We start from the raw sequence: 26,750 nt of genomic DNA, 5'->3' as shown, positions 1-26,750 counted from the left end.
CAGGGGTGAAAGGGACAAATTAAAGAAGGGCAGAAATAAAAACGACTGGCTTCCCTGGTCGGAGAGAGTACCAGGTGAACCAGTCGCTTTTCTTACGAAACGGGTTTAACCGTTACGCCAGGACCATAGTCGGTGCTTTGAACGCCAGCGGCAGTTCAGCTTCGTCTTCGAAGGTCACATATTCCCAGGCTTCCTGTTTTGCCAGGACGGCCTGCAACAGTTTGTTGTTCAGTGCATGACCGGATTTAAACGCGGTAAAGGCACCAATGATGTTGTGACCACACATGAAGAGGTCGCCGATCGCGTCCAGCATTTTGTGACGAACAAATTCATCTTCAAAACGCAGGCCGTCTTCGTTCAGTACGCGATAATCGTCAACAACGATGGCACAATCGAAGCTGCCGCCCAGGCACAGGCCGCGGGATTGCAGATATTCGATATCACGCATAAAGCCGAAGGTACGTGCTCGGCTGATCTGGCGCATGAACGCATCCGCAGAGAAGTTCATCGCATAGCGCTGGGTGCTGGAGTCAATCGCCGGATGGTTAAAATCGATGGTGAAGTCCAACGAAAAACCATTGTACGGTTTGAATTCAGCCCATTTGTCGCCATCTTCGACGCGAACGGTCTCTTTAATGCGAACAAATTTCTTCGCGCAGTTCAGTTCTTCGATGCCGGCATCCAGCAACAAATAAACGAACGGAGCAGCACTCCCGTCCATGATCGGGATTTCTGGCGCATCGACTTCAACCATAATGTTGTCGATACCCAGACCCGCCAGGGCGGCGTTCAGGTGCTCTACGGTAGAAATCCGCACGTCATGCTCGTTCACCAGACAAGTACAGAGCATAGTATCACGCACAGATTTGGCATCGGCCGGAAAATCTACCGGTGGATTCAAGTCGGTGCGACGATAGATGACCCCGGTATTGGCCGGCGCAGGGCGTAACGTCAGTGTGACTTTCTTGCCGGTATGTAAACCGACACCCGTCGCCTGAACGATACGTTTAAGTGTCCTTTGTTTGATCATCGTATAATCTCGCCAAATTAACTATCCAACCGAGAGTGTATATCACTAACGGTGGGCCAGTTTAGCACAAAGAGCGCAAATCCCCAAATTCCAGCCAATTCTTAGTCAGCTTGCTTACGCAGGAACGCCGGGATATCCAGATAATCTGGCTCTTTTGCCGTTTGTGGAGTCGGGTCGTTCACCACTTTCGCAGCGGGTTTTTGCTCCTGAGTCAGAGGCGCCATACCGTGCTGCTGGTAACGATCCATAACCGGCTGCTGAGTCTGTTTGTTAGTCACCAAGGTGATCTCAGGACGCTTGTCCATACCGATACCGGTGGCCACAACGGTCACACGCAGTTCGTCGTTCATTTCCGGATCAAGGGAGGTACCGATAACGACGGTCGCGTTGTCAGAGGCGAATGCACGGATGGTGTTACCCACGGTTTCGAACTCATCCAGACGCAGGTCAAAGCCAGCGGTAATGTTGACCAGCACGCCGCGCGCGCCAGACAGATCGATATCTTCCAGCAGTGGAGAGGAGATCGCCATTTCAGCAGCTTCTTCCGCACGGTCTTCGCCGCTCGCCACGCCAGAGCCCATCATCGCGTAGCCCATCTCGGACATCACGGTACGAACGTCTGCAAAGTCGACGTTCATCAGGCCAGGACGGGTAATCAGTTCAGCAATACCCTGAACCGCGCCTTTCAGCACGTCGTTTGCCGCGCCAAAGGCGTCCAGCAGAGAGATACCGCGACCCAGCACTTTCAGCAGCTTGTCGTTCGGAATGGTAATCAGAGAGTCCACGTGCTTGGACAGCTCGGTGATACCCTGCTCCGCGAAAGCCATACGCTTCTTACCTTCAAAGTTGAAAGGCTTGGTCACGACAGCAACGGTCAGAATACCTAAATCTTTAGCGACTTCCGCCACAACGGGTGCTGCACCGGTACCTGTACCGCCGCCCATACCCGCTGCGATGAAGACCATGTCTGCACCGTCCAGTGCAGCGCGCAGCGCTTCACGATCTTCTTCAGCCGCGTTGCGGCCCACTTCCGGGTTAGCCCCTGCTCCCAGACCTTTGGTGATGCCACCACCGATCTGAATCGTCTGGCCAACAGCCGTTTTACGCAGCGCCTGCGCATCGGTGTTCACCGCGAAGAATTCAACACCTTCGATGCGCTCGCGCACCATGTGCTCTACGGCGTTACCGCCGCCGCCACCGACGCCGATGACTTTAATCACCGCGTCGTTGGTTAATTCCATAGGTTCAAACATAATCTCTCTCTCCGTTGTGCCTGTCGCCCGAGACCGCTAATTCTCTCCGGTCTCTTAAAAAAATTAAAATTCTTTTCGCAGCCAGGTGTTAAGTCGTTTGACCCACGACCCCACCGAGACGCGTTTTTCCACCTCTGCCTCACCACTTAAATGGGACTCTTTCCCGTAGTGCAGCAGGCCCACCGCCGTTGAATAGTACGGCTCCTGGGCATAATCCGTTAAACCGGTGATATTCAGCGGCGCACCGATACGCACCTGCGTATGGAACACGCGCTGAGCGCAGGCCGCAAGACCTTCAATTTGCGCTGCCCCGCCGGTTAATACAATCCCCGCCGCGAGATGATGTTTCACACCCTGCTGGCGAAGCTGTTCCTGTAACTGCAAAATCTCTTCGTTGACCAGGTTGAGCAGCTCGGTATAACGCGGCTCAATTACCTCTGCCAGCGTCTGGCGTTGCAGGCTGCGCGGCGGTCGACCGCCTACGCTCGGCACTTCAACGCTCTCGTCTTTGCCGACGATAGAGCCCAGCGCGCAACCATGGCGCACTTTAATCGCCTCTGCATCGCTCGGTGGCGTACCAAAGGCGTAAGCGATATCGCTGGTAACCACATTCCCGGCGTACGGGATCACTTTGGTGTGGCGTAACGCACCGCCGGTATAGACAGCCATGTCCATTGTACCACCACCAATATCGACCACACAGACGCCCAGTTCACGTTCGTCTTCGGTCAGCACGGAATAGCTCGCGGCAAGTCCGGCGAAAATGAGTTGGTCAACTTTCAGGCCACAACGTTCAACGGCTTTTACAATGTTCTTCGCCATATCGTTGTGACATGTGATCAGGTGCACTTTTGCCTGCATACGCACGCCCGACAGACCGACCGGATTCTTGATGCCTTCCTGGTAGTCGATCGCGTATTCCTGCGGGATCACATGCAGCACACGGTGCTCGTCGCGAACACGCACGGATTTCGCCGTGTGGACAACGTTCTCAACGTCTTCCTGCGTCACTTCTTCTTCGGAAATCGGCACCATACCGATTTCATTCTGGCAGCTGATATGCTTACCAGAAAGGGCCAGATAGACAGAGGAAATTTGGCAATCTGCCATCAATTCAGCCTGGTCGATGGCGCGCTGAACGCATTTCACCACCGACTCAAGGTCGTTTACCCCACCTTTATCCATACCACGGGAGGGGCAGCTGCCCACGCCAATGATATTGACCATACCGTCGGGCAGAACTTCCCCTACCAAAGCGGCAACCTTCGCGGTGCCAATCTCCAGTCCTACTACCAATTTTCTGTCCGTCGACTTGATCATTGTTGTTCTGCCTGTACCTGTGCCTGATTTTGTTGCTGATTAGGTTCCTCGACCGGAGCCGGCTCCCAACCGACTGCTGCGCCTGAGTCATAGCGCAAATCAACGTAGCTTATCCGTTTGCCATCCGTCTGCGCCTGCTGCTGTAAAACCGGGTAAAGTTCGACAAAACGCGCCAGACGTTTCATTGTATCGCCGCGGCCAAGGTTGAGCTTGATGCCATTCGTTAAGGTCAACTGCCAGGAACGGCGCGCCGTCATCGCAGCATCTTTTAACGTAAAGCGATCCTTAGCCAGCACCTGCCCCATCTCACGAAAACCCTGCAATACTTCGTTTTCGCTGCCTTCCGGCCCATACAACATCGGTAAATTCTGCTTGTTGACACGATCGCTCGGGACGCTGAACGAATTTCCGTCTACATCAACCATATGCTGATCATTCCAACGCGCAATCGGCACATATTCAACCAGATGAATCTTCAATTCATCAGGCCATTGCTTTCTGACACTTGCCTGTTTTATCCACGGCAGACGTTCAATCTGACTCTGAATAATGTTGACGTCCTGCGTCATAAAGGTGCCAGGCGACCCAAGCGCCAGAATCGACTGGCGAATATCATCGTTACGCGTGTAGTGTCGCTCCCCGGTCACCACCAGCTTTGAAAGCGGCAACCGCTGCGCATCTTCCATCCAGCCCAGCACCATCCAGCCGCTGATAAACACGGTGCACAGCACCCCGAGCAGGAAGATGATCCCTGCAAGACGCGTTCCATTACTCCGGCGCGAAGAGGAATATTCTTCTTCGTCATCGCGGTTGCGCGTGTTCAATGCAGCCTGAGACATATCAGCCCGCCTGGTCCAAAATACGTACAACTAATTGCGAGAAGCTCATTCCCGCCTGACGCGCCGCCATCGGCACAAGGCTATGGCTGGTCATACCCGGAGACGTGTTTGCTTCCAGCAGATAAAATTGCCCGTCACCGTCAAGCATGACGTCAATGCGTCCCCAGCCACGACATCCCAGAACATTCCACGCTTTAAGCACCAGAGACTGTAATTCGGCTTCACGCTCTGCTTCAAGACCCGCTGGGCAGAAATATTGCGTCTCATCAGAGAGATACTTCGCCTCATAATCATAGAAGACTCCGGCGGGTTGGATGCGAATTGACGGTAAAATTTCTTCGCCAAGCATCGCGACGGTAAATTCCGGCCCGCTAAGCCATTTTTCAATCAGAACTTCTTCATCATGTTGAAATGCCAGTGCTAAAGCGTCAGCCAAATCTACAGCTTTATCAACTTTGGACATTCCCACGCTCGACCCTTCACGGCTCGGCTTAACAATAACCGGTAAGCCCAGTGCCGCAATGCGTGTATTAACGCTGTCCGACAGACCCAATTCATATTCACGACGCGTCAGTGCAACCCATGGCGCAACGGGCAGGCCCGCGCCCTGCCACAGCAGTTTGCTGCGCAGTTTATCCATGGAGATGGCGGATGCCATCACGCCGCTGCCGGTGTACGGTATACCGATCAGCTCCAGCAGCCCCTGCAACGTGCCGTCTTCACCACCGCGGCCGTGCAACGCGATGAAGGCTTTATCGAAGCCCATCGCTTTCAGCTGCGTGACGTCCACCTCTTTCGGATCAACCGGATGCGCGTCCACGCCACCTTCACGCAGGCCCGCCAGCACGGCAGCGCCCGAATTCAGAGAAACCTCGCGTTCGGCGGAAGTGCCGCCAAACAGGACAGCAATCTTATCAGCCATGACGCTCGTCCTCCTGAGTTTGCGGCTTCAGTTTGATTTCAGCTAAGGTACGGGCGATTTTGCCGATATTTCCCGCGCCCTGAATCAGGATCAGATCGTTACCCGTCAGGACCGGGGCAAGCATTTCAGCCACCTGCGCCGGGTCGGGAACCAGAATAGGATCCACTTTACCGCGTCCACGGATGGTACGACATAAAGAACGACTGTCCGCACCCGGAATCGGCGTTTCACCCGCAGCATAAACATCCAGCATCAGCAGGGTATCAACCTGAGAAAGGACGTTGGCAAAATCGTCATACAGATCGCGGGTACGCGTGTAACGGTGCGGCTGGAAGATCATGACCAGATTCTTTTCCGGCCAACCCGCACGTGCCGCTTTGATGGTTGCGTCCACTTCCGTCGGATGGTGACCGTAGTCATCCACCAGCATCGCAGACCCTGGCTTACCGTTTACCGGCTCCAGTGGGAATTCACCGAGGAAGTCGAAACGACGGCCCGTCCCCTGGAAGCTCTCCAGTGCACGCAGGATCGCTTCATCGTCAATGCCTTCTTCTGTCGCAACAGCCACCGCCGCCGCCGCATTCAGGGCGTTGTGACGTCCCGGCGCGTTCAGGGTGACATGCAGCAGGTCTTTATCCTGACGCGCGAGGGTGAAATGCCCCTGCGCACCGATCTGTTTGTAATCTTCTACGCGTACATCCGCGTCTTCGCTGAAGCCGTAGGTCGTAATTTGACGCCCGACGCGCGGCAGCAGTTCGCGAATAACCGGATCGTCCACGCACATCACCGCACGGCCATAGAACGGCAGGTTGTGCAGGAAGTTAATAAAGGTCTGCTTTAAGTTCTCGAAGTCACCCTGGTAAGTGTCCATATGGTCAGCTTCGATGTTGGTGACGATCGCCACCATCGGCTGTAGATGCAGGAACGACGCGTCGCTCTCATCCGCTTCCGCAATCAGATAACGGCTATGGCCCAGACGCGCATGCACGCCAGCGGCTTTCACCAGACCACCGTTAACGAACGTCGGGTCGAGACCCGCTTCCGCATAAATGCTGGAGACCATCGCTGTTGTGGTGGTTTTACCGTGCGTGCCGGCCACCGCAATGCCGTGACGGAAACGCATCAGTTCCGCCAGCATTTCCGCGCGACGGATCACCGGAATGCGCGCCTCATGCGCCGCAACGATTTCCGGGTTATCCGCGGAGATAGCGCTGGACACCACAACCACGCTCGCATCGCTCACGTTTTCCGGGCGATGATTGAAATAGATAGTCGCCCCCAGCGACGCCAGCTGCTGCGTAACAGGGTTTGGCGCCAGGTCAGACCCGCTGATCTGATAGCCTTCGTTAGCTAACACTTCGGCAATACCGCCCATGCCAGCACCACCGATGCCGACAAAGTGAATGTGCCGGACGCGACGCATCTCGGGCACGATAGAACGCAGTTTTGCCAGTTGTTGTGTATTCATTCTCTAAACGCCATCGACTACTTCAAAAAAATCGTGCAGCGCAACACGCGCTGCGAGAATTATGCCTGGGCTGCCAGGCTCACTTCTTTTGCCACCCGTTCCGTTGCATCCGGGATAGCGGTCGCGCGTGCGCGTTGCGCCATCTCCAGTAATACATCCCGGTTCCAGCCCGCCAGGGTAGTGGCGACCGCATCAGCGGTAAATTGTGGCTGCTCAAAAATCTTCGCGGCACCCGCTTTTTCAAGCGGCAGCGCATTCCAGTACTGCTGTCGATCTTTGTGCTGGAACGGCACAAACAGCGCCGGTAAACCGGCGGCGGCGATTTCGCTCACCGTCAGCGCGCCCGAGCGACAGACCACGACATCGGCCCATGCATAGGCTGCGGCCATATCATCAATAAATTCAGTTACTTTATGCTGCGGCTGACCTTCCTGCGCGTAGGCCTGCTCAACGGTCTGCTGAGCGCCCTTCCCGCTCTGGTGCCAGATGGTCACTGCATCACCCAGTTTTGCCGCAACCTGCGGCATCGTCTGGTTTAAAATACGCGCGCCCTGGGAACCGCCGACGACCAGCACCCGCACCGGCCCTTCACGACCCGCCAGACGCGTATCTGGCAGCGCCAGCGCCAGCACGTCCACACGTACCGGATTCCCTACGACATCCGCTTTCGGGAATGCCCCGGGGAAGGCCTGCATAACTTTGGTGGCGATTTTTGCCAGCCATTTGTTGGTCAAACCGGCAATACCGTTCTGCTCATGCAGAACAACGGGGATCCCTAATGACCACGCCGCCAGTCCGCCAGGGCCGGAAACGTAACCGCCCATGCCCAGAACGACGTCAGGCTTAAAGCGCTTCATGATGGCGCGCGCCTGACGCCAGGCATTGAAAATGCGCACCGGCGCCAGCAGCAGCGCCTTGATCCCTTTGCCACGAAGGCCAGAAATACGAATAAAGTCGATCTCGATACCGTGCTTAGGTACCAGGTCGGCTTCCATGCGGTCTGCGGTTCCCAGCCAGCGTACCTGCCAGCCCTGTTCCATTAAATGGTGCGCAACCGCCAGCCCCGGGAACACGTGTCCACCGGTACCGCCTGCCATCACCATTAACCGCTTCGGTTGATTCATCGTGAACCTCGTGTAAACGCCTGAGCTTTCTCCAGACGCGTTTCATAATCTATGCGTAACAAAAACATGATGGCCGTCGACATGATCAACAGACTCGAACCACCATAACTGATCAACGGTAACGTCAGACCTTTAGTCGGCAACATACCCGCTGCCGCCCCAACGTTTACCAGTGCCTGGAAGCTAAACCAGATACCAATAGAGCAGGCCAGGAAACCGGAGAAGCGGTGATCGATCTCCAGCGCTTTCCGGCCAATCGACATGGCGCGGAAAGCGACGAAGAATACCATTAATAGCGCCAATACCACACCGATATAACCCAGTTCTTCCCCAATAATGGAGAAGATGAAGTCGGTGTGCGCCTCCGGTAAATACTCCAGTTTTTGCACCGAGTTGCCCAGGCCTTGGCCCCAGACTTCGCCGCGGCCAAACGCCATCAGCGACTGCGTCAGCTGGTAACCGCTGCCGAACGGATCTTCCCATGGGTTCCAGAACGAGGTCACACGGCGGATACGGTAGGGTTCGGCGAGGATCAGCAGCACCACCGCCGAAATCCCCATCCCGATGATGGCAATGAACTGCCACAGTTTTGCGCCCGCCAGGAACAGCATCGCCAGCGTAGTGACAAACAGTACGACTACCGTACCGAGGTCGGGCTGCGCCAGCAGCAGGATCGCGAGGACCAGAATCACGCCCATCGGTTTTAAGAAGCCGCGAAGGTTGTTACGGACTTCGTCAACTTTACGCACCAGGTAGTTAGCCAGGTAGCAGAACAACGACAGTTTGGTGAACTCCGCCGGCTGAATACGCAGTGGGCCAAAGGCAATCCAGCGTGATGCCCCGTTAACGGAGCTCCCGACAACCAGCACGATCAACAGCATGATGATTGAGGCGATGAGCATGGCCGTACTGTGCCGCTGCCAGAACGACATTGGCAGGCGTAAGGTGATCAGCGCCAGGCAGAACGCGAGAATGATGTAAAGCCCGTCACGCTTGGCAAACAGGAACGGGTCGTTTGCCAGACGCTGTCCGACAGGCATTGACGCCGAGGTGACCATAATAAAGCCGATCGCTGCCAGCCCCAGCGTGAGCCAGAACAGCGTGCGGTCGTACATGATCAGGCTGTCGGAATCTTTATCCCGTGAAGCCATCACCCAGCCTTTCAGCGCCGTAAACAGCCATACCAGGATACCAAATCCTGGCAGGCGCGGCATTTTCAGGCGAGGGAGAGATAAACGCATCAGCCTAACTCCTTCGCCAGGCGGGTAAAGACATCACCCCGCTGTTCGAAATTCTTGAATTGATCGAGGCTGGCACAGGCTGGTGAGAGCAGCACCATATCGCCGGGCTTCACGCGTGGGGCAATAAGACGCATCGCCTGCTCCATGGTCTCGGTTTGCTCGGCGACCTCAGGACGCAACGCCGCCAGCTCGCTACCATCGCGGCCAAAGCAATACAGGCGCACGTTATCACCGTTGAGGTACTGCTTCAGCGAGGAGAAGTCAGCCGATTTACCGTCGCCGCCCAGCAGCAGGTGCAGCGTGCCATCAACGTGCAGACCGTTCAGTGCCGCCTCGGTGCTACCCACGTTGGTCGCTTTGGAATCGTTAATCCAGCGTACGCCGTTGTGCTCCAGCGCAAGCTGGAACCGGTGCGCCAGGCCGGTAAAGGTGGTCAGCGCCTTCAGGCTTGAAGATCGCGGCAGGCCAACGGCATCCGCCAGCGCCAGCGCCGCCAGGGCATTGGTGTAGTTATGCTGGCCGGAGAGCATCATCTCTTTCACGTTCAGCACTTTCTCACCTTTCACCCGCAGCCAGGTTTCGCCCTGCTGACGGTTAAGGTGATAGTCACCCATATTAATACCAAAGCTAATGCAGCGATCGTCTGCGCCGCGCACCGGCATGGTGAGTGCATCATCGGCATTCACCACGCAAACTTTGGCATTTTCATAAACGCGCAGTTTGGCCGCACGGTATTGCTGCAAGCCGAACGGGTATCTGTCCATATGATCTTCGGTGACGTTTAAGATCGTCGCCGCCGCCGCATGCAGGCTTGAAGTGGTTTCCAGCTGGAAGCTGGAAAGCTCAAGGACGAACAGCTCGCACCCTTTATCAAGCAACATCAGAGCGGGCAGACCAATGTTACCGCCCACGCCGACATTTTTGCCCGCCGCCTTCGCCATTTCCCCCACCAGCGTGGTGACGGTGCTTTTACCGTTCGAACCGGTAATGGCGACGATCGGCGCCTGCGCCTCCCGGCAGAACAGTTCGATATCGCCGACAATCTCAACGCCTGCATCCGCGGCGGCGCTCAGGGAAGGATGCGCCAGCGCCATACCGGGGCTGGCAACAATCAGATCGGCGGCCAGCAGCCACTCATCATTCAGACCACCCAGGTGGCGTTCAACCTGCTCCGGCAGCTTGTCCAGACCCGGCGGAGAGACGCGCGTATCCATCACGCGCGGCGTCACGCCACGCGCAAGGAAAAAGTCCACGCAGGAGAGGCCGGTGAGGCCCAACCCGATGATAACGACTTTTTTGCCCTGGTAATCTGCCATGATTAACGTACCTTCAGCGTTGCCAGGCCAATCAGCACCAGCATCAGCGAAATAATCCAGAAGCGCACAATGACGCGCGGCTCCGGCCAGCCTTTCAGTTCATAGTGGTGGTGAATCGGTGCCATACGGAAGATGCGCTGACCGCGCAGCTTGAAGGAACCGACCTGCAAAATCACCGACAGCGTCTCAACCACAAACACACCGCCCATGATTACCAGCAGGAACTCCTGACGCAGCAGCACGGCGATAATACCCAGTGCGCCGCCCAGCGCCAGTGAACCGACGTCGCCCATAAAGACCTGCGCCGGATAGGTGTTGAACCACAGGAAGCCCAGCCCCGCCCCGACAATCGCCGTACAGACGATCACCAGTTCCCCCGCGTGTCGCAGGTACGGAATGTGCAGGTAATTTGCAAAGTTCATGTTACCGGTCGCCCAGGCTACCAGCGCAAAACCGCCCGCGACAAACACGGTTGGCATGATGGCCAGGCCATCCAGACCATCGGTCAGGTTGACGGCGTTGCCGGTACCGACGATCACAAAGTAAGCCAGCAAAATGTAGAACAGCCCCAGCTGCGGCATCACGTCTTTGAAGAACGGCACCACCAGCTCGGTAGCCGGGGTGTCTTTTCCTGCCAGGTAAAGGGCAAAGGCCACGCCCAGCGCAATCACCGACATCCAGAAATACTTCCAGCGGGCGATCAAACCTTTGGTGTCTTTGCGTACGACTTTGCGGTAGTCATCAACAAAACCGATGATCCCGTAGCCAACCAGAACGGTCAGCACGCACCAGACGTAGGGGTTAGACGGATACGCCCACAGCAGCACGGACACCACAATCGCGGTCAGGATCATGATCCCGCCCATGGTCGGCGTACCCCGCTTGCTGAAGTGCGATTCCGGACCGTCGTTGCGCACAACCTGGCCGAAAGAGAGTTTTTGCAGACGGGCAATCATGCGCGGGCCCATCCACAGCGAGATGAACAGCGCAGTCAGCAGGCTGACGATGGCACGAAACGTCAGATAGGAAAAGACGTTAAAGCCTGAGTAATATTTGACCAAATGTTCGGCCAGCCAAACTAACATGTCCCGTTCTCCTGTAATGCGTGCACAACCTCTTCCATGGCGGCACTACGTGAACCTTTAACTAAAACAGTCACAATCTGTTTTTCTGTAATCAATGCCTTCAGGCGTTCGATCAGTGCAGATTTATCGGCAAAATGTTCGCCAACTTCACTGGCATCGGAAATGGCCTTGCTCAGCGGGCCTGCGCTCAATACGCGGTCAAGCCCGGCGGCTTTCGCCGCTTCACCCACCTGAATATGGCAGGCTTCGCTTTCATCACCCAGCTCGGCCATATCGCCCACAACCATCACGCGATAGCCCGGCATTTCAGACAAGACCTGCACGGCCGCCGTCATTGAGCCAACGTTAGCGTTGTAGGAGTCATCCAGCAGGAGCTTGTTTTCAGCCAGCTGGATCGGGAACAGACGCCCCGGCACGGCTTTTAAATTTGCCAGACCTGCTTTAATCGCCGCGTGTGAGGCACCTACCGCCATTGAGAGCGCTGCCGCAGCAAGCGCATTGGCGATGTTATGACGACCCGGCAGGGGCAGCAGCACGTCGATGTCGCCCGTTGGGGTTGTGAGGGTGAACTCGGTACCGTGTGACGTCACATGAATGTTGGTCGCCGAAAAATCACTGTTTGCCGCATTCGGTGAGAAGCGCCAGGTTTTACGTGAACCAATGATGCTCTGCCAGTTCAGCCAGTCGTTGTTATCGGCATTCATAATGGCGATGCCGTCATCCGGCAGGCCGGTATAAATTTCACCTTTCGCTTTCGCCACACCGGCCAGAGAACCAAAACCTTCAAGATGTGCCGCCGCCAGGTTATTCACCAGCGCCGCTTCCGGACGGGTCAGGCTCACGGTCCAGGCGATTTCGCCCTGATGGTTAGCCCCTAACTCAATCACCGCATATTCATGCTCGTGGGTCAGGCGCAGCAGCGTCATCGGCACACCGATGTCATTATTAAGGTTGCCCGCCGTATAAAGCGTGTTACCGCACTGGCTAAGGATCGCCGCCGTCATCTCTTTAACGGAGGTTTTGCCCGACGAGCCCGTCAGTGCCACGACGCGTGTTGGCACCTGCTGGCGAACCCATGCCGCCAGCTCGCCAAACGCCAGGCGCGTATCTTTCACCACAATCTGCGGCAAATCGATATCGAGCTTACGACTGACCAGCAGCGCGCCCGCGCCGTTATCTTTAGCCTGTTGCGCAAAATCGTGGGCGTCAAAACGTTCACCCTTCAGCGCCACAAACAGGCAGCCCGCCGTCACCTTACGGGTGTCGGTGGTTACAGCCTCGATGGTCAGATCCTGACCATGCAGCATCCCCTGCAATACCGCAGCGGCCTGGCTTAACGTAATGCTAATCATGCCACCACTCCCAGCAGACGCGCTGCCGTCACGCGGTCGGAGTAATCCAGACGACGATTGCCGACAATCTGATAATCTTCATGACCTTTACCGGCCAGCAGAACCACATCGTTCTCCTGCGCCTGCATAATGGCGTTAGTCACGGCCTCCGCACGGCCTTCGACCACGCGCGCACGTCCCGCATCCAGCATGCCCGCCAGAATGTCGTTGATAATGGCCCGCGGCTCTTCGGTACGCGGGTTGTCATCGGTTACCACGGGAATATCCGCGAACTGCTCAGCGATGGCGCCCATCAGCGGACGTTTGCCCTTGTCGCGATCGCCACCGCAGCCAAACACGCACCAGAGCTTGCCAGCGCAGTGCAGACGCGCCGCTTCCAGCGCTTTTTCCAGCGCATCCGGCGTGTGGGCGTAATCCACAACCACCGTCGGCTTGCCCGGCGCGCTAAACACTTCCATGCGGCCACAGACCGGTTGCAAACGCTCAGCCGTTTTCAGCAGATCCGCCATCGGGTAACCCAGCGCCAGCAGCGTCGCCAGCGCCAGCAGCAGGTTACTGACGTTAAAGGCCCCCATCAGGCGGCTTTCAATTTCACCTTCGCCCCAGATGGAAGCGAAGCGGATCGTCGCCCCACTATCGTGGTAGTTCACCTCGACCGCCTTCAGCCAGCGGCCGCGGCAGTTCGGATTAATGCGATCTTCCATCGACACCGCCACCGCATCTGGCAGTTTTTCCAGCCAGCGGCGACCGACTTCGTCGTCGGCGTTAATGATCGCCTGCCCGTGGTGGTGAGTGGAATAAAGCAGCCATTTCGCCGCTTCGTAGTGCTCCATATCACCATGATAATCAAGGTGATCGCGGCTCAGGTTAGTAAAGACAGAGGCAGCAAATTTCAGGGCCGCCACGCGATGTTGTACCAGACCATGGGAAGAGACTTCCATCGCAGCGAAGGTCGCCCCCTGCTCAGCGAGGCCCGCCAGCACACGCTGCACGTCAACCGCCGAGCCTGTAGTGTTTTCCGTCGGGCTTACTTTGCCCAGAAGACCGTTCCCCACCGTGCCCATGACGGCACCGGTTTCGCCCAGCAGCTGCGCCCACTGCGCCATCAGCTGAGTGGTGGTGGTTTTTCCGTTGGTTCCTGTCACGCCAACCAGCTGTAACTGGTCGGAAGGTTCGTTGTAAAAACGTCCTGCCAGCGCGGAGAGACGCTCATTCAGCTGGCTGAGATAGATGACCGGCACGCCGTGCATTTCACGGATCTCACCGTCTGTTGCCTCATCTTTGGCCTCAGCAATAATGGCAGCAACACCTTGCGCAATCGCCTGCGGGATATAACGACGCCCGTCCGCCTGATGACCCACCACTGCCACAAAAAGATCGCCAGAAGCCGCTACGCGGCTGTCCAGTACCATCTCTCGCAGTGCTCGCGCAGGTAGCATAGGCACCCACGGAGCAAGAAGGTCGCGCAAATTACGATCTGCCACCTGTTCCCTCGCCTTGATTAATTACAAATTCACTTTTTTCGCCCGTCGCCAGCGCATCCGGTTCAATGTTCATGGTGCGCAACACGCCGCCCATAATAGCCCCGAACACAGGCGCGGAGACGGCGCCGCCGTAGTATTTACCCGCCTGCGGATCGTTGATGACGACCACCAGTGCAAAACGCGGATTGCTTGCAGGCGCTACGCCTGCGGTATAGGCAATGTATTTGTTGATATAGCGGCCGTCCGGCCCCACTTTTTTCGCTGTACCAGTTTTAATGGCGATACGATAGCCCTTAATTGCGGCCTTCACGCCGCCACCGCCAGGTAACGCGACGCTTTCCATCATATGCACGACGGTACGAACGATAGATTCCGGGAAAACACGTTCCCCCGGAACCGGTGGATCAACTTTGGTGATCGACAGCGGACGATAAATGCCATAGCTGCCAATCGTTGCGTAGACTCGCGCTAACTGTAAGGGAGTTACCATTAGCCCGTAGCCGAAAGAGAAGGTGGCCCTCTCTATGTCAGACCACCGTTGTTTTTGAGGATATAAGCCACTGCGTTCTCCGACCAACCCCAAATTGGTCGCCTTTCCCAGCCCAAAACGTGAGTAAGTATCTACTAACGCTGAGGACGGCATCGCTAACGCCAGTTTTGACACACCGACGTTACTCGACTTCTGCAAGACCCCGGTCAGGGTCAGTTCGCTATAACGTGCCACGTCTTTGATTTCGTGACCGTTAATTCGATAAGGGATCGTATTCAGAACGGTATTTTCGTTGACGATGCCTCGCTGTAGAGCCGTCATCACCACCATGGGTTTTACGGTCGAACCGGGTTCAAACACATCGGTGATGGAGCGGTTACGCATTGCATCTTTTGCTGTACCGGCAAAATTATTCGGGTTGTATGAGGGGCTACTGGCCATCGCCAGCACTTCACCTGTCGCCACATCCACCAGCACGGCGCTGCCCGATTCCGCCTTGTTAAACGCGACGGCGTTGTTCAGTTCACGATAGACCAGCGCCTGCAAGCGTTCATCAATACTCAGGGCCAGGTTGTGCGCGGCCTGGCTGTCTGTCGAGGAAATGTCTTCAATGACGCGACCATAGCGGTCTTTACGCACGATTCGCTCGCCAGGCTGGCCGGTAAGCCACTTGTCGAAGCTTTTTTCAACGCCCTCAATCCCCTGGCTATCCACGTTGGTAAAGCCAATCAGGTGCGCGGTGACTTCGCCGGAAGGATAGTAACGGCGGGATTCTTCCCGCAGATGAATGCCCGGCAGCTTCAGTTTCTTAATGTAGTCAGCCATGTCAGGGTTCACCTGACGAGCAAGATAGATGAAGCGCCCTTTCGGGTTGGCGTTAACGCGTGACGCCAGCTGATCCAGCGGCATTTTCAACGCGTCTGAGAGCGCCTTCCAGCGGTTATCAAGGGTGATCCCGCCTGCGTCGTGCAGCTCTTTCGGATCGGCCCAGATCGCCTTCACCGGCACGCTCACCGCCAGCGGGCGGCCGGAGCGGTCGGTGATCATCCCACGAGAGGTAGAAACTTCCTGCACGCGCAGAGAACGCATATCCCCCTGACGCACCAGCATGTCAGGCGCGATGATTTGTAGCCACGCCACGCGTCCCAGCAGGAAACCCAGCGCCAGTAAAATGCAGCCGCAAAGCAACGCAAAACGCCAACTGACAAAGTTGGCCTGTTCTTCCTGGCGTTTTGGTTTTAGCGTTTTTGCCGCTGCTTTCATGCGTCGCGTTTTCCCTTATTTTTGTACTACGATATTTTCCTGCGAAGGATCAACATGCTGTAATTGCAGTTTTTCCGTTGCGATCCGTTCAACCCGGCTGTGATCGCCGAGCGCGTTTTCTTCAAGGATCAGATTTCGCCATTCAATATCCAGCGCATCGCGTTCCAGTACCATCTGTTCGCGCTGCGCAGTTAATAAACGGGTATGGTGAGCGGTGGTGACCACCATGACTGCCGTCACAATGATGCAAATGAACAAGCAGAGTGGCAGCTTCCCAAACCGCAAAAGATCGTCGCCGATCACGCCAGGCAAGGCATGGCGCTCGTTGTTTCCTAACGATCCCTTAACTTTGCTTAGGGTCTCTGTCACTGTGCTGATCATGCGTTCGTCCTCTCTGCAATACGCAGCACTGAACTACGGGCACGTGGATTCTCTGCCACCTCTTCTTCGCCCGGCATCAACTTGCCTAATGCTCGCAACTGACGGCCGCCCAGCTTTCTGAGTTGTTCTTCCGTCATCGGCAGCCCAGCTGGAACCTGCGGACCGCGGCTCTGTTCACGCATAAAGCGTTTTACGATGCGATCTTCCAGCGAATGGAAACTGATGATGGATAACCGCCCACCCGGGGCCAGCACGTCGAGCGAGCTTTTTAGCGCCAGCTCTATTTCCTCCAGTTCACTGTTTACCCAGATACGAACCGCCTGGAAGGTACGGGTCGCAGGATGTTTGTGCTTGTCCTTCACCGGCGTTGCCGCCGCGATGACTTCTGCCAGCTCTTTGGTACGGGTCATTGGCTCAACGCGGTTGCGCTCCACGATGGCGCGGGCAATACGTTTGCCAAAGCGTTCTTCGCCGAAAGTTTTGATTACCCAGGCAATATCCGCTTCGTCAGCAGTTTGTAACCATTCAGCGGCAGACTGGCCGCGAGTGGGGTCCATACGCATATCCAGCGGTCCATCACGCATAAAGGAAAAACCGCGTTCTGCATCATCAAGCTGTGGTGAAGAGACGCCAAGATCGAGGAGAATCCCGTCGATCTTGCCGGTCAGGCCGCGCTCAGCGACATAATCCGCAAGCGCAGAGAAAGGTCCATGCACGATGGAAAAGCGAGGATCATCGATGGTTTGCGCAACGGCAATCGCCTGCGGATCGCGGTCAATTGCCAGCAGGCGTCCTTCCGCTCCAAGCTGAGAGAGGATCAAACGCGAGTGACCACCGCGACCAAAAGTGCCATCAATATAGATGCCGTCTGGACGAATATTCAGGCCGTTAACGGCCTCATCCAGCAGCACCGTTGTATGTTTATAATTTTCCATCATATTTATAGAGACAAGTCCCGCAGCCGTTCCGATAATGTTTCGGAATCAGACTGCTCAGCGTCGATATCTTCCTTGACCTGTTGATACCAGGTCGTTTCGTCCCACAGTTCAAACTTGTTGAACTGTCCGACCAGCATCACTTCTTTAGTCAGACCGGCATGTTGCCGCAACACAGGCGCAATCAATAATCGCCCGGCGCTATCCATCTGACATTCACTGGCATGTCCCAATAACAGCCGCTGTACGCGGCGTTCCTGCGGGTTCATGCTCGACAGTCGCGACAGCTTTTGCTCAATGATTTCCCATTCAGGCAAAGGGTAAAGCAGCAGGCATGGGGAGTTGATGTCAATGGTGCAAACCAGTTGACCCGAAGCGTTCTCAATCAGCTGGTCGCGGTATCGGGTTGGTACCGATAAACGCCCTTTGCTGTCGAGATTGACTAACGTTGCTCCACGGAACATGCCAGTCTCACCCCTCCTCACCACTTTAACCCACAAATTCCCACCTGAAGGAGTTTACGGAGCGAGGGAAAAGCTTGTCAAGCCAGGACTCTCTCTATACCGGCGCGAAAGCACCGTATTTACAGAGCAAGCGTGACCTGGCTAATTACTACACAACTGGCGAGGCAAAATTAACGTTATGAATATTTGTAAGAAAAAAACAGAATATGCACACGAGCGTAAAGACTCACTCAATATCATCGCAGGGAAATATAAAGTGTCAGTTTGCGACGCGGGCAGCATTTTAAGGCATATCGCCGGGGGATAACAGCGCCAGATTAACCTCAAAGCCAGATGGATTCGTTCGTGTGCGTTGAGGTCTGAAGGGGGGAGTAAAAAATGGCTGAATATTCATCGGCTGGCACCTGTTTGTAACAAAACAATACAAAGAAATGCCCGTTAGAAATTATAATTGCACTTTTTAACGTCAAAATGGATTCAGAATAATAGCAGGCTATGAATCTTAGAGATAAATCCTAATTTTTATCCGGGAATTATTTCCCGCAATAAATGCGCTTCAAAAGGGGCAGTTTTACCGCCCCTGTGGAAATATTAATGGCGGCTCAAAATTCCGCGCCGATAGAGATTACGTTTGATACGCGTAAGCCCGGGTTTCGGTTTGCGGGGTTCATCCAGGCTTGCCAGAACAATCTCAAGCACGCGCTCGGCGACGTCGCGGTGACGCTGGGCCACGGCCAGCACCGGACATTGCAGGAAGTCGAGCAGTTCGTTATCGCCGAAGGTCGCAATCGCCAGATCGGATGGCAGTTTGCCATCGCGACGTAACGTCACATCCATCACCCCCTGCAACAGGGCAAACGAGGTGGTAAACAACGCCTGCGGCATCGGGTGCGTTTCCAGCCATTTCTCGAACAGCTGGGCAGCCGCTTCACGCTCATAGCTGTTGGCATACAGATAATGAACGTCACGCGGATCGTCTTTCCATGCCGTACGGAACCCTTGTTCACGCAGGAAGCTTACGGAAAGTTCAGGCAAAGCGCCAAGATACAGCACCGTTTCAGCCGGGAAGGTACGCAGCTCGGCAGCCAGCATTTCTGCATCGTCCTGATCGGCACCTACGACACTGGTGAAATGTTCACGATCCAGCGCACGATCCAGCGCCACAATCGGGAACGGATCGTTTGCCCAGCGCTGATAGAAAGGATGCTCTGGTGGTAAAGAGGTCGACACGATGATGGCGTCAACCTGACGTTGCAGCAGATGCTCAATGCAGCGCATCTCGTTGTCAGGCTGATCCTCGGAGCAGGCAATCAACAGCTGATAGCCCCGCTGACGAGCCTGACGTTCCAGATAGTTGGCGATGCGGGTATAGCTGGTATTTTCCAGGTCCGGGATAACCAGGCCAATCGAGCGGGTGCGCCCGGCACGTAAACCTGCGGCGACAGCATTCGGATGGTAATTATGCTCACGAACGACTGCCATCACTTTCTCAACGGTCTTATCGCTGACACGATACTGCTTTGCTTTACCGTTAATCACATAGCTGGCCGTGGTTCTCGACACGCCGGCGAGCCGGGCGATTTCATCCAGTTTCACAATTGCCCCTCAAAAAAAGAAAAAAGTCCATGGCCCTGTCAAGGTTATGGTTAAATATTTTAACATCTAAACGCAGAATAGCTTTCACGGCAACCGCTTTTGTCCGCGTTGTCGGTGGATTACGCAAAAAAAAGCCCGGCTTTGGCTACCGGGCTGAAAGAGGCGAACCTTTTGCGCAACTAACGCATGATTTTATCGCCGCGCGAGAGGCCAACAACGCCAGAGCGCGCAACTTCAACAATTTTTGCTACATCCCTGACGGAGGCCAGGAACGCATCCAGCTTATCGCTCGTTCCGGCAAGCTGCACAGTATATATAGAAGGCGTGACGTCGATGATCTGCCCACGGAAGATATCCGTGTTGCGCTTGACCTCTTCACGACCGTAACCGCTGGCCTGAATTTTCACCAGCATCACTTCACGTTCGACGTAAGCCCCCTGCCCCAGCTCGCTGACGCGCAGTACGTCCACCAGTTTGTGCAACTGTTTTTCAATCTGCTCAAGCACTTTCGCATCGCCGACAGTCTGGATCGTCATGCGGGAGAGCGTTGGGTCATCGGTCGGCGCAACGGTCAGGCTTTCAATGTTATAGCCGCGCTGCGCAAAAAGCCCAATGACGCGTGACAGTGCGCCCGACTCATTTTCCAGTAATACAGATAATATCCGGCGCATATCAGGTTCTCTCCGTTTTGCTTAACCACATTTCATCCATACCGCCGCCACGGATATGCATCGGATAAACATGCTCTGTGCCGTCGACGATGACGTCCATGAAGACGAGGCGATTGTTTTTAACGTGCTCAAGCGCTTCGCCGAGCTTCGCTTCCAGCTCTGACGGATCGGTTACCCGCATGCCAATATGACCATAGGCTTCAGCCAGGCGGACAAAGTCCGGAAGTGACTTCATATAAGACTGAGAGTGACGGCCAGAATAAATCATATCCTGCCACTGCTTTACCATACCGAGGTAACCGTTATTCAGGTTCAGCACCAGCACTGGCAACTCATATTGCAGCGCAGTAGAAAGCTCCTGAATATTCATCTGTATGCTGCCATCACCCGTCACGCAGATCACCGTTTCGTTTGGCAACGCCAGCTTCACCCCCAGCGCGGCGGGCAGACCAAAGCCCATCGTGCCGAGCCCGCCAGAGTTGATCCAGCGACGCGGTTTATCAAACGGGTAATACAGCGCAGCGAACATCTGATGTTGGCCCACGTCAGAAGTGACATACGCATCGCCATTGGTCAGACGCCAGATCGTCTCGATCACCGCCTGCGGCTTGATGTTCTCACTCTGTGTGTCGTACTTAAGGCACTGACGGCCACGCCACTGTTCGATTTGCTGCCACCAGTCGCGGATCTCGTCCAGCGGTTGAGACGCGGTCTCCTGCGCCAGCAGATCCAACATTTGATCCAGCACCTGTCGTGCGTCCCCCACGATCGGCACATCCGCCGGCACCGTTTTAGAGATTGAAGTCGGATCGATATCAATGTGCAGCACCGTCGCATGCGGACAGTATTTCGCCAGATTATTGGTGGTGCGATCGTCAAAACGCACGCCGACGGCAAAAATCACATCAGAATGGTGCATCGTCATATTGGCTTCATAGGTGCCGTGCATACCCAGCATGCCCAGCGCCTGACGGTGGGTAGCCGGGAATGCCCCCAGCCCCATCAGCGATGACGCGACAGGAAGATTCAGCTTCTCAATCAGTTCGCGTAGTTGCGTTTCACAGGCTGCATTGACGGCGCCGCCCCCCACATAGACTACGGGCTTTTTCGCAGCCAGCAGCGTTTGCAGCGCACGCTTAATCTGGCCTTTGTGCCCCTGCGTCGTCGGATTATATGAACGCATGCTCACCGACTCAGGCCACAGGTAAGGCAGTTTATTCGCGGGATTGAGAATATCTTTTGGCAGATCGACAACCACTGGCCCAGGACGACCGCTGGCGGCCAGCCAGAAGGCTTTTTTCAGTACGCCCGGGATGTCTTCCGTTTGTTTAACCAGAAAGCTGTGCTTCACCACGGGGCGTGAGATCCCCACCATGTCGCATTCCTGAAACGCATCATAGCCAATCAGTGACGTCGCCACCTGTCCGGAGAGAATGACCAGGGGAATGGAGTCCATATACGCAGTCGCAATGCCGGTAATGGCATTGGTCGCCCCCGGTCCGGAAGTGACGAGCACAACACCCACCTCGCCCGTGGCGCGGGCCAGGCCGTCTGCCATATGCACAGCAGCCTGTTCATGACGAACCAGAACATGATCAATACCGCCTACCGTGTGCAGCGCGTCATAAATATCAAGAACCGCACCTCCAGGATAGCCGAACACTTGCTTCACGCCCTGATCGATAAGCGATCGGACGACCATTTCCGCGCCAGACAACATCTCCATGCTTTGCCTCCAGGCTTTTGTTATAGACGGTCAACAGAATTCATTTCCGCGCCGTCTTCTGACAGGGTAAACCCATCTTATAAAGTGCAGAGTGATGGATACCTTAACCGCTCGTTATGAGCCAGGCAATTAGCAAACGGAATGCGGGAATGGGCAATAAAAGCAGAAAAAACAGCTGTCAGACACGAATATGGTGAATTCATCTGCTATGAGGGGAGACGCTAATAATTCATCTCTTAAAAAGAGGATGGATCAGGAAATCATCTATTTTTAAGCCTCCTTGAGTGTCTGAAAAAATGCGAACAGAACAAAATATTGCTTGCATAAAAAAACACAGAATAAACCGCATGGCACCATGCGGTTTATTCACCCTGTCTTATCGACGACAAATATTGATCAGCAGCTCTTCCATCCATTGATGCCCTTTATCCCGCCCCGCCGCTTCATGCCAGGAAAGATAACAGGTACGGCTATTCAGCTTGAGCGGCAGAGGTAAAATTTGCAGGCTCAGCGAATCGGAGAACTCTTCAGCAAGCCAGCGCGGTGCAATAGCGACTAGCTGCGTCTGAGAAACGACATTCAATACGCTGACCATCGCCATTCCCTGATAGGCCACGCTGGCTTGTTTATCGGCAGTGTCATACCACGGCAGACTAAATGAGGCATATCTGTCCAGAGCAACCACGGCATGCTGCTCGCTGTAAACATCGCTTTCACGCAGCGGAGAATTCATACGGGGATGTTTTTTGCTGGCGACTAACACCATTTCATCTTTAAACAATGGAACACAGGCAAACTCTGGACGGCGAAACTCTTCATAGCCCAGAACGAACTCCGTTTCCTGATAACGAAGCTGGTGCTCAGTATTTTGATTTAATGATGATTTAAAAACGAGATGAATATTAGGAGCAATCTGTTCAACTTTATTATATATAACAGACGTCAAATAATTGTCTAACGGACTGCAAACACAGAGATGGAAAACCCGTTCACTGCTTAAGGGTTCAAAACCCGAGCCGGGAAGCTCATTTTGTACCAGCTGTAGCGCCTGACGAATCGAACCGAATAGCTGGAATGCACGCGCCGTGGGCTGGATACCTCTTCCATAGCGGACGAATAACTCGTCGTTAAACATCACCTTAAGTCTGGCTACGGCATTACTCACGGCAGGTTGAGACATTCCCAGAGATTGCGCTGCTCGCGTAATATTCTGCTCCTGCATAACTGCATCAAATACAGTTAACAGATTGAGATCCACTGTGCGCAACTGAGGCTTAACCCCATCATAAGTCTGTGGTTGGTTAATATTATTTTCTGGCATTTCTGACTCCACCGTCACGCTAAATTCCCTTTGCCAAGGTACAGTAATAACTTCGAAAAATATGATTTACCATGCATATACAACAAGCGAAAGGAAATTATTTAAAATTCGGAATATATAAAGAAATCCCATTCAACGAGCGACTTTACGCATCCCATAAATGAAGAGCTAAAAATCGTTCAAAAGATATCTCAAACTTTAATGTGGGCATGAAACCATAAATCAGACAAATGCACAATCAACGCACTCATTAATAATGACTTAAGTGTTATTAAACTATTAATGGCATACATCGCATTTTCATTAACAAAATGATATCAATTTTGATAACTTACTCACCCGCAAATCATTCATGTAATTTATAAATCAATGATATGAAACAGATTCCATTTCACAGCACATTGGTAAAAATAGTATGTTTAATTGCTACCAATTATATTCAAATTATTCCAGAGATGAATCGCCAGTCCAATAATAGACAATAAAATCGGTTAGACATGCAAAAACCAGCACAATTAGCTAATGTGTTTATCCTGTGCTAAGTGGCCGTTTTGCCTGAGAGGGGTTGACATGAGTTGGCGTATCCAGTACCACTAAAAGCATATCGCTTTCACCTGGAGCACGATTCATGATTCGCACCCTTCGTTTCACCGGTCTACTACTACTAAACGCATCCACTGTGCGCGGTAGACTGGCGGGCGAAATTCAGCGTTGAATCGTCTTCAGTAAAACTAAAAACCCGCGCCACTGCGCGGGTTTTTTTATGCTCGTAGCAAGGCGCCCTAAGACTGACAAGGACCTAACCCATGAGCCAGCAAGTCGTTATTTTCGATACTACTTTACGTGACGGTGAACAGGCATTACAGGCGAGCCTGAGTGTTAAAGAAAAACTGCAAATTGCTCTGGCCCTCGAACGCATGGGTGTAGACGTAATGGAAGTCGGCTTTCCCGTCTCCTCGCCAGGTGATTTCGAGTCAGTGCAGACCATCGCCCGCACCATCAAAAACAGCCGCGTGTGCGGTCTGGCTCGCTGCGTAGAGAAAGATATTGATGTGGCCGCGGAATCCCTGAAAGTTGCAGAAGCCTTCCGTATCCATACATTCATTGCCACCTCCCCCATGCACATTGCGACCAAGCTGCGCAGTACGCTGGATGAAGTGATTGAACGTGCGGTGTATATGGTCAAACGCGCGCGTAACTACACTGATGACGTCGAATTCTCCTGTGAAGATGCAGGCCGCACGCCGATTGACGATTTGGCCCGGGTAGTGGAAGCCGCGATTAATGCCGGAGCCAGAACTATCAACATCCCGGATACCGTCGGCTACACCATGCCGTTTGAGTTCTCCAACATCATCACCGGCCTGTACGATCGCGTGCCAAATATTGATAAAGCCATCATCTCCGTGCATACCCATGACGATTTGGGCCTGGCTGTGGGCAATGCCATCGCCGCCGTTCACGCCGGCGCGCGTCAGGTAGAAGGGGCAATGAACGGCATTGGTGAACGTGCCGGCAACTGCTCGCTGGAAGAAGTGATCATGGCGATCAAGGTGCGCAAAGACATTATGAACGTGCACACTCGCATCAATCACAACGAAATCTGGCGCACCAGCCAGACCGTGAGCCAGATTTGCAACATGCCGATCCCGGCGAACAAGGCGATTGTTGGGGCTGGCGCGTTCGCCCACTCCTCCGGTATTCACCAGGATGGCGTGCTAAAGAACCGTGAAAACTACGAAATCATGACTCCGGAATCCATCGGTCTGAACCAGGTTCAGTTGAACCTGACCTCGCGCTCTGGCCGCGCGGCGGTAAAACACCGTATGGAAGAGATGGGTTATAAGGACAGCGATTACAACATGGATCAGCTGTACGACGCATTCCTGAAGCTGGCTGACAAGAAAGGCCAGGTCTTCGATTACGACCTGGAAGCACTGGCATTCATCAATAAACAGCAGGAAGAGCCAGAACACTTCCGTCTGGACTACTTCACCGTTCAGTCAGGCTCAAGCGATATCGCTACCGCCTCCGTCAAGCTGGCCTGCGGCGATGAAATTAAAGCGGAAGCCGCCAACGGTAACGGCCCTGTGGATGCCATTTACCAGGCGATTAACCGCGTCACTGAGTACGACGTAGAGCTGGTGAAATACGACCTGACGGCAAAAGGGCACGGTAAAGACGCCCTGGGCCAGGTTGATATCGTCGTCAACTACAACGGTCGCCGCTTCCACGGTGTGGGTCTGGCGACAGATATCGTCGAATCCTCCGCGAAAGCGATGGTGCATGTCCTGAACAACATCTGGCGCGCCGCCGAAGTCGAAAAAGAGTTGCAACGCAAAGCTCAGAATAAAGAGAACAACAAGGAAACCGTGTGATGTCGAAGAATTACCATATTGCTGTGTTGCCGGGTGACGGTATTGGCCCGGAAGTGATGGCACAGGCGCTGAAAGTACTGGAAGCTGTTCGTTCGCGTTTTGCGATGAAAATTACCACCAGCCACTACGACGTGGGCGGTATTGCGATTGATAATCACGGTACTCCCCTGCCGAAAGGGACTGTAGAAGGCTGCGAAAATGCCGATGCCGTTCTTTTTGGCTCCGTGGGGGGCCCAAAATGGGAACACCTGCCGCCAGCAGAGCAGCCAGAGCGCGGTGCGCTGCTGCCGTTGCGCAAGCACTTCAAACTGTTCAGCAACCTGCGTCCGGCGAAACTGTATCCGGGGCTGGAAGAGTTTTGCCCGCTGCGCGCGGATATCGCGGCCAACGGTTTCGACATCCTGTGCGTGCGTGAGTTGACCGGCGGCATCTACTTCGGTCAGCCAAAAGGTCGCGAAGGCAGCGGTCAGCATGAGAAAGCGTTTGATACCGAGGTCTATCACCGTTTTGAAATCGAACGTATCGCCCATATCGCGTTTGAGTCAGCGCGCAAACGCCGCCGTAAAGTGACCTCTATTGATAAAGCAAACGTGCTCCAGTCGTCTATTTTGTGGCGCGAAATCGTCAGTGAAGTCGCTAAGCAGTACCCGGACGTTGCGCTGTCGCATATGTATATCGACAACGCAACGATGCAGCTGATCAAAGATCCGTCTCAGTTTGACGTGCTGCTGTGCTCCAACCTGTTCGGCGATATTCTCTCGGATGAATGCGCCATGATCACCGGCTCCATGGGTATGCTGCCCTCGGCCAGCCTGAACGAAGAAGGCTTTGGCCTGTACGAACCGGCGGGCGGCTCCGCGCCGGATATCGCAGGCAAAAACATCGCCAACCCGATTGCGCAGATCCTCTCCCTGGCTCTGCTGCTGCGCTATAGCCTGGATGCAGGCGATGCAGCAACCGCAATTGAAAACGCCATTAACCGGGCGTTAGAAGAAGGCGTCCGTACCGGTGATTTAGCACGCGGCACGGCGGCAGTCAGTACCGATGAAATGGGCGACATCATTGCCCGCTATGTCGCTGAAGGGGTGTAA

Annotated in this window: 23 protein-coding genes; 3 read left to right on the top strand and 20 right to left on the bottom strand. The window is 54.6% G+C overall.

The window, feature by feature from the left end; all coding sequences use genetic code 11:
* Positions 1 to 112: 112 nt before the first annotated feature.
* The 20 genes from lpxC to leuO all read right to left on the bottom strand — a co-directional run bounded on the left by lpxC (position 113) and on the right by leuO (position 23,281).
* Positions 113 to 1,030: a UDP-3-O-acyl-N-acetylglucosamine deacetylase gene (gene lpxC, locus ACOTXL_RS09800; protein ID WP_003856337.1), complete on the bottom strand. Its 918-nt coding sequence runs from the start codon at positions 1,028 to 1,030 to the stop codon at positions 113 to 115.
* Positions 1,031 to 1,131: 101 nt separating this feature from the next.
* Positions 1,132 to 2,283 (bottom strand): cell division protein FtsZ, encoded by a 1,152-nt coding sequence (gene ftsZ, locus ACOTXL_RS09795; RefSeq protein ID WP_003856338.1) that lies wholly within the window; start codon positions 2,281 to 2,283, stop codon positions 1,132 to 1,134.
* Positions 2,284 to 2,346: 63 nt separating this feature from the next.
* Positions 2,347 to 3,603, bottom strand: a complete 1,257-nt coding sequence (ftsA, locus tag ACOTXL_RS09790; RefSeq protein ID WP_003856340.1) for a cell division protein FtsA — start codon at positions 3,601 to 3,603, stop codon at positions 2,347 to 2,349.
* Positions 3,600 to 4,442, bottom strand: a complete 843-nt coding sequence (gene ftsQ, locus ACOTXL_RS09785; RefSeq protein ID WP_003856342.1) for a cell division protein FtsQ — start codon at positions 4,440 to 4,442, stop codon at positions 3,600 to 3,602. Before ftsQ ends, ftsA begins: the two co-directional genes overlap by 4 nt.
* A gap of 1 nt (position 4,443) precedes the next feature.
* Positions 4,444 to 5,364 (bottom strand): D-alanine--D-alanine ligase, encoded by a 921-nt coding sequence (locus tag ACOTXL_RS09780; RefSeq protein ID WP_003856344.1) that lies wholly within the window; start codon positions 5,362 to 5,364, stop codon positions 4,444 to 4,446.
* A complete protein-coding gene (gene murC / locus ACOTXL_RS09775; RefSeq protein ID WP_003856345.1) occupies positions 5,357 to 6,832 on the bottom strand; it encodes a UDP-N-acetylmuramate--L-alanine ligase in 1,476 nt (491 codons plus the stop codon). The genes ACOTXL_RS09780 and murC overlap by 8 nt, the downstream gene beginning before the upstream one ends.
* A gap of 59 nt (positions 6,833 to 6,891) precedes the next feature.
* Entirely contained in the window at positions 6,892 to 7,956 is a 1,065-nt protein-coding gene (gene murG / locus ACOTXL_RS09770) for an undecaprenyldiphospho-muramoylpentapeptide beta-N-acetylglucosaminyltransferase (RefSeq protein WP_003856347.1), read from the bottom strand.
* Positions 7,953 to 9,197, bottom strand: coding sequence for a cell division protein FtsW (gene ftsW, locus ACOTXL_RS09765; RefSeq protein WP_003856348.1), 1,245 nt, complete (start codon positions 9,195 to 9,197; stop codon positions 7,953 to 7,955). Before ftsW ends, murG begins: the two co-directional genes overlap by 4 nt.
* Positions 9,197 to 10,513, bottom strand: coding sequence for a UDP-N-acetylmuramoyl-L-alanine--D-glutamate ligase (gene murD / locus ACOTXL_RS09760; protein ID WP_023315390.1), 1,317 nt, complete (start codon positions 10,511 to 10,513; stop codon positions 9,197 to 9,199). The genes ftsW and murD overlap by 1 nt, the downstream gene beginning before the upstream one ends.
* A gap of 2 nt (positions 10,514 to 10,515) precedes the next feature.
* A complete protein-coding gene (gene mraY, locus ACOTXL_RS09755; RefSeq protein ID WP_003856353.1) occupies positions 10,516 to 11,598 on the bottom strand; it encodes a phospho-N-acetylmuramoyl-pentapeptide-transferase in 1,083 nt (360 codons plus the stop codon).
* Positions 11,592 to 12,950: a UDP-N-acetylmuramoyl-tripeptide--D-alanyl-D-alanine ligase gene (murF, locus tag ACOTXL_RS09750; RefSeq protein WP_045330949.1), complete on the bottom strand. Its 1,359-nt coding sequence runs from the start codon at positions 12,948 to 12,950 to the stop codon at positions 11,592 to 11,594. Before murF ends, mraY begins: the two co-directional genes overlap by 7 nt.
* The gene (gene murE, locus ACOTXL_RS09745; RefSeq protein WP_003856358.1) at positions 12,947 to 14,434 is read right to left on the bottom strand and encodes a UDP-N-acetylmuramoyl-L-alanyl-D-glutamate--2,6-diaminopimelate ligase; all 1,488 of its coding nucleotides are present in this window, start codon (positions 14,432 to 14,434) and stop codon (positions 12,947 to 12,949) included. Before murE ends, murF begins: the two co-directional genes overlap by 4 nt.
* On the bottom strand, positions 14,421 to 16,187 hold the full coding sequence (gene ftsI, locus ACOTXL_RS09740) for a peptidoglycan glycosyltransferase FtsI (RefSeq protein WP_003856361.1): 1,767 nt from the start codon (positions 16,185 to 16,187) through the stop codon (positions 14,421 to 14,423). The genes murE and ftsI overlap by 14 nt, the downstream gene beginning before the upstream one ends.
* Positions 16,188 to 16,202: 15 nt before the next feature.
* Positions 16,203 to 16,568 (bottom strand): cell division protein FtsL, encoded by a 366-nt coding sequence (gene ftsL / locus ACOTXL_RS09735; RefSeq protein WP_045350415.1) that lies wholly within the window; start codon positions 16,566 to 16,568, stop codon positions 16,203 to 16,205.
* Positions 16,565 to 17,506, bottom strand: a complete 942-nt coding sequence (rsmH, locus tag ACOTXL_RS09730; protein ID WP_003856366.1) for a 16S rRNA (cytosine(1402)-N(4))-methyltransferase RsmH — start codon at positions 17,504 to 17,506, stop codon at positions 16,565 to 16,567. Before rsmH ends, ftsL begins: the two co-directional genes overlap by 4 nt.
* 2 nt (positions 17,507 to 17,508) lie before the next feature.
* Positions 17,509 to 17,967: a division/cell wall cluster transcriptional repressor MraZ gene (mraZ, locus tag ACOTXL_RS09725; RefSeq protein WP_003856368.1), complete on the bottom strand. Its 459-nt coding sequence runs from the start codon at positions 17,965 to 17,967 to the stop codon at positions 17,509 to 17,511.
* A gap of 591 nt (positions 17,968 to 18,558) precedes the next feature.
* On the bottom strand, positions 18,559 to 19,563 hold the full coding sequence (cra, locus tag ACOTXL_RS09720; RefSeq protein ID WP_003856369.1) for a catabolite repressor/activator: 1,005 nt from the start codon (positions 19,561 to 19,563) through the stop codon (positions 18,559 to 18,561).
* Between the two features lie 179 nt (positions 19,564 to 19,742).
* Entirely contained in the window at positions 19,743 to 20,234 is a 492-nt protein-coding gene (gene ilvN, locus ACOTXL_RS09715; protein WP_003856371.1) for an acetolactate synthase small subunit, read from the bottom strand.
* A 1-nt stretch (position 20,235) separates the two neighbouring features.
* Positions 20,236 to 21,960: an acetolactate synthase 3 large subunit gene (gene ilvI / locus ACOTXL_RS09710; RefSeq protein WP_003856373.1), complete on the bottom strand. Its 1,725-nt coding sequence runs from the start codon at positions 21,958 to 21,960 to the stop codon at positions 20,236 to 20,238.
* Between the two features lie 376 nt (positions 21,961 to 22,336).
* Positions 22,337 to 23,281: a transcriptional regulator LeuO gene (gene leuO / locus ACOTXL_RS09705; RefSeq protein WP_022650390.1), complete on the bottom strand. Its 945-nt coding sequence runs from the start codon at positions 23,279 to 23,281 to the stop codon at positions 22,337 to 22,339.
* A 628-nt stretch (positions 23,282 to 23,909) separates the two neighbouring features.
* Here leuO and leuL point away from each other — a divergent pair.
* The 3 genes from leuL (at position 23,910) to leuB (ending at position 26,750) form a co-directional block, all read left to right on the top strand.
* Complete coding sequence (gene leuL / locus ACOTXL_RS09700; RefSeq protein WP_057979999.1) at positions 23,910 to 23,996, top strand: leu operon leader peptide; 87 nt, start codon at positions 23,910 to 23,912, stop codon at positions 23,994 to 23,996.
* 91 nt (positions 23,997 to 24,087) lie between these two features.
* On the top strand, positions 24,088 to 25,659 hold the full coding sequence (leuA, locus tag ACOTXL_RS09695; RefSeq protein WP_023315385.1) for a 2-isopropylmalate synthase: 1,572 nt from the start codon (positions 24,088 to 24,090) through the stop codon (positions 25,657 to 25,659).
* Positions 25,659 to 26,750, top strand: a complete 1,092-nt coding sequence (gene leuB / locus ACOTXL_RS09690; protein WP_003856380.1) for a 3-isopropylmalate dehydrogenase — start codon at positions 25,659 to 25,661, stop codon at positions 26,748 to 26,750. Before leuA ends, leuB begins: the two co-directional genes overlap by 1 nt.

This window comes from Enterobacter cloacae complex sp. IR5402 (assembly GCF_049238125.1).
Taxonomy (GTDB): domain Bacteria; phylum Pseudomonadota; class Gammaproteobacteria; order Enterobacterales; family Enterobacteriaceae; genus Enterobacter; species Enterobacter hormaechei_C.
This window is presented reverse-complemented; position numbering and strand designations above follow the sequence as displayed.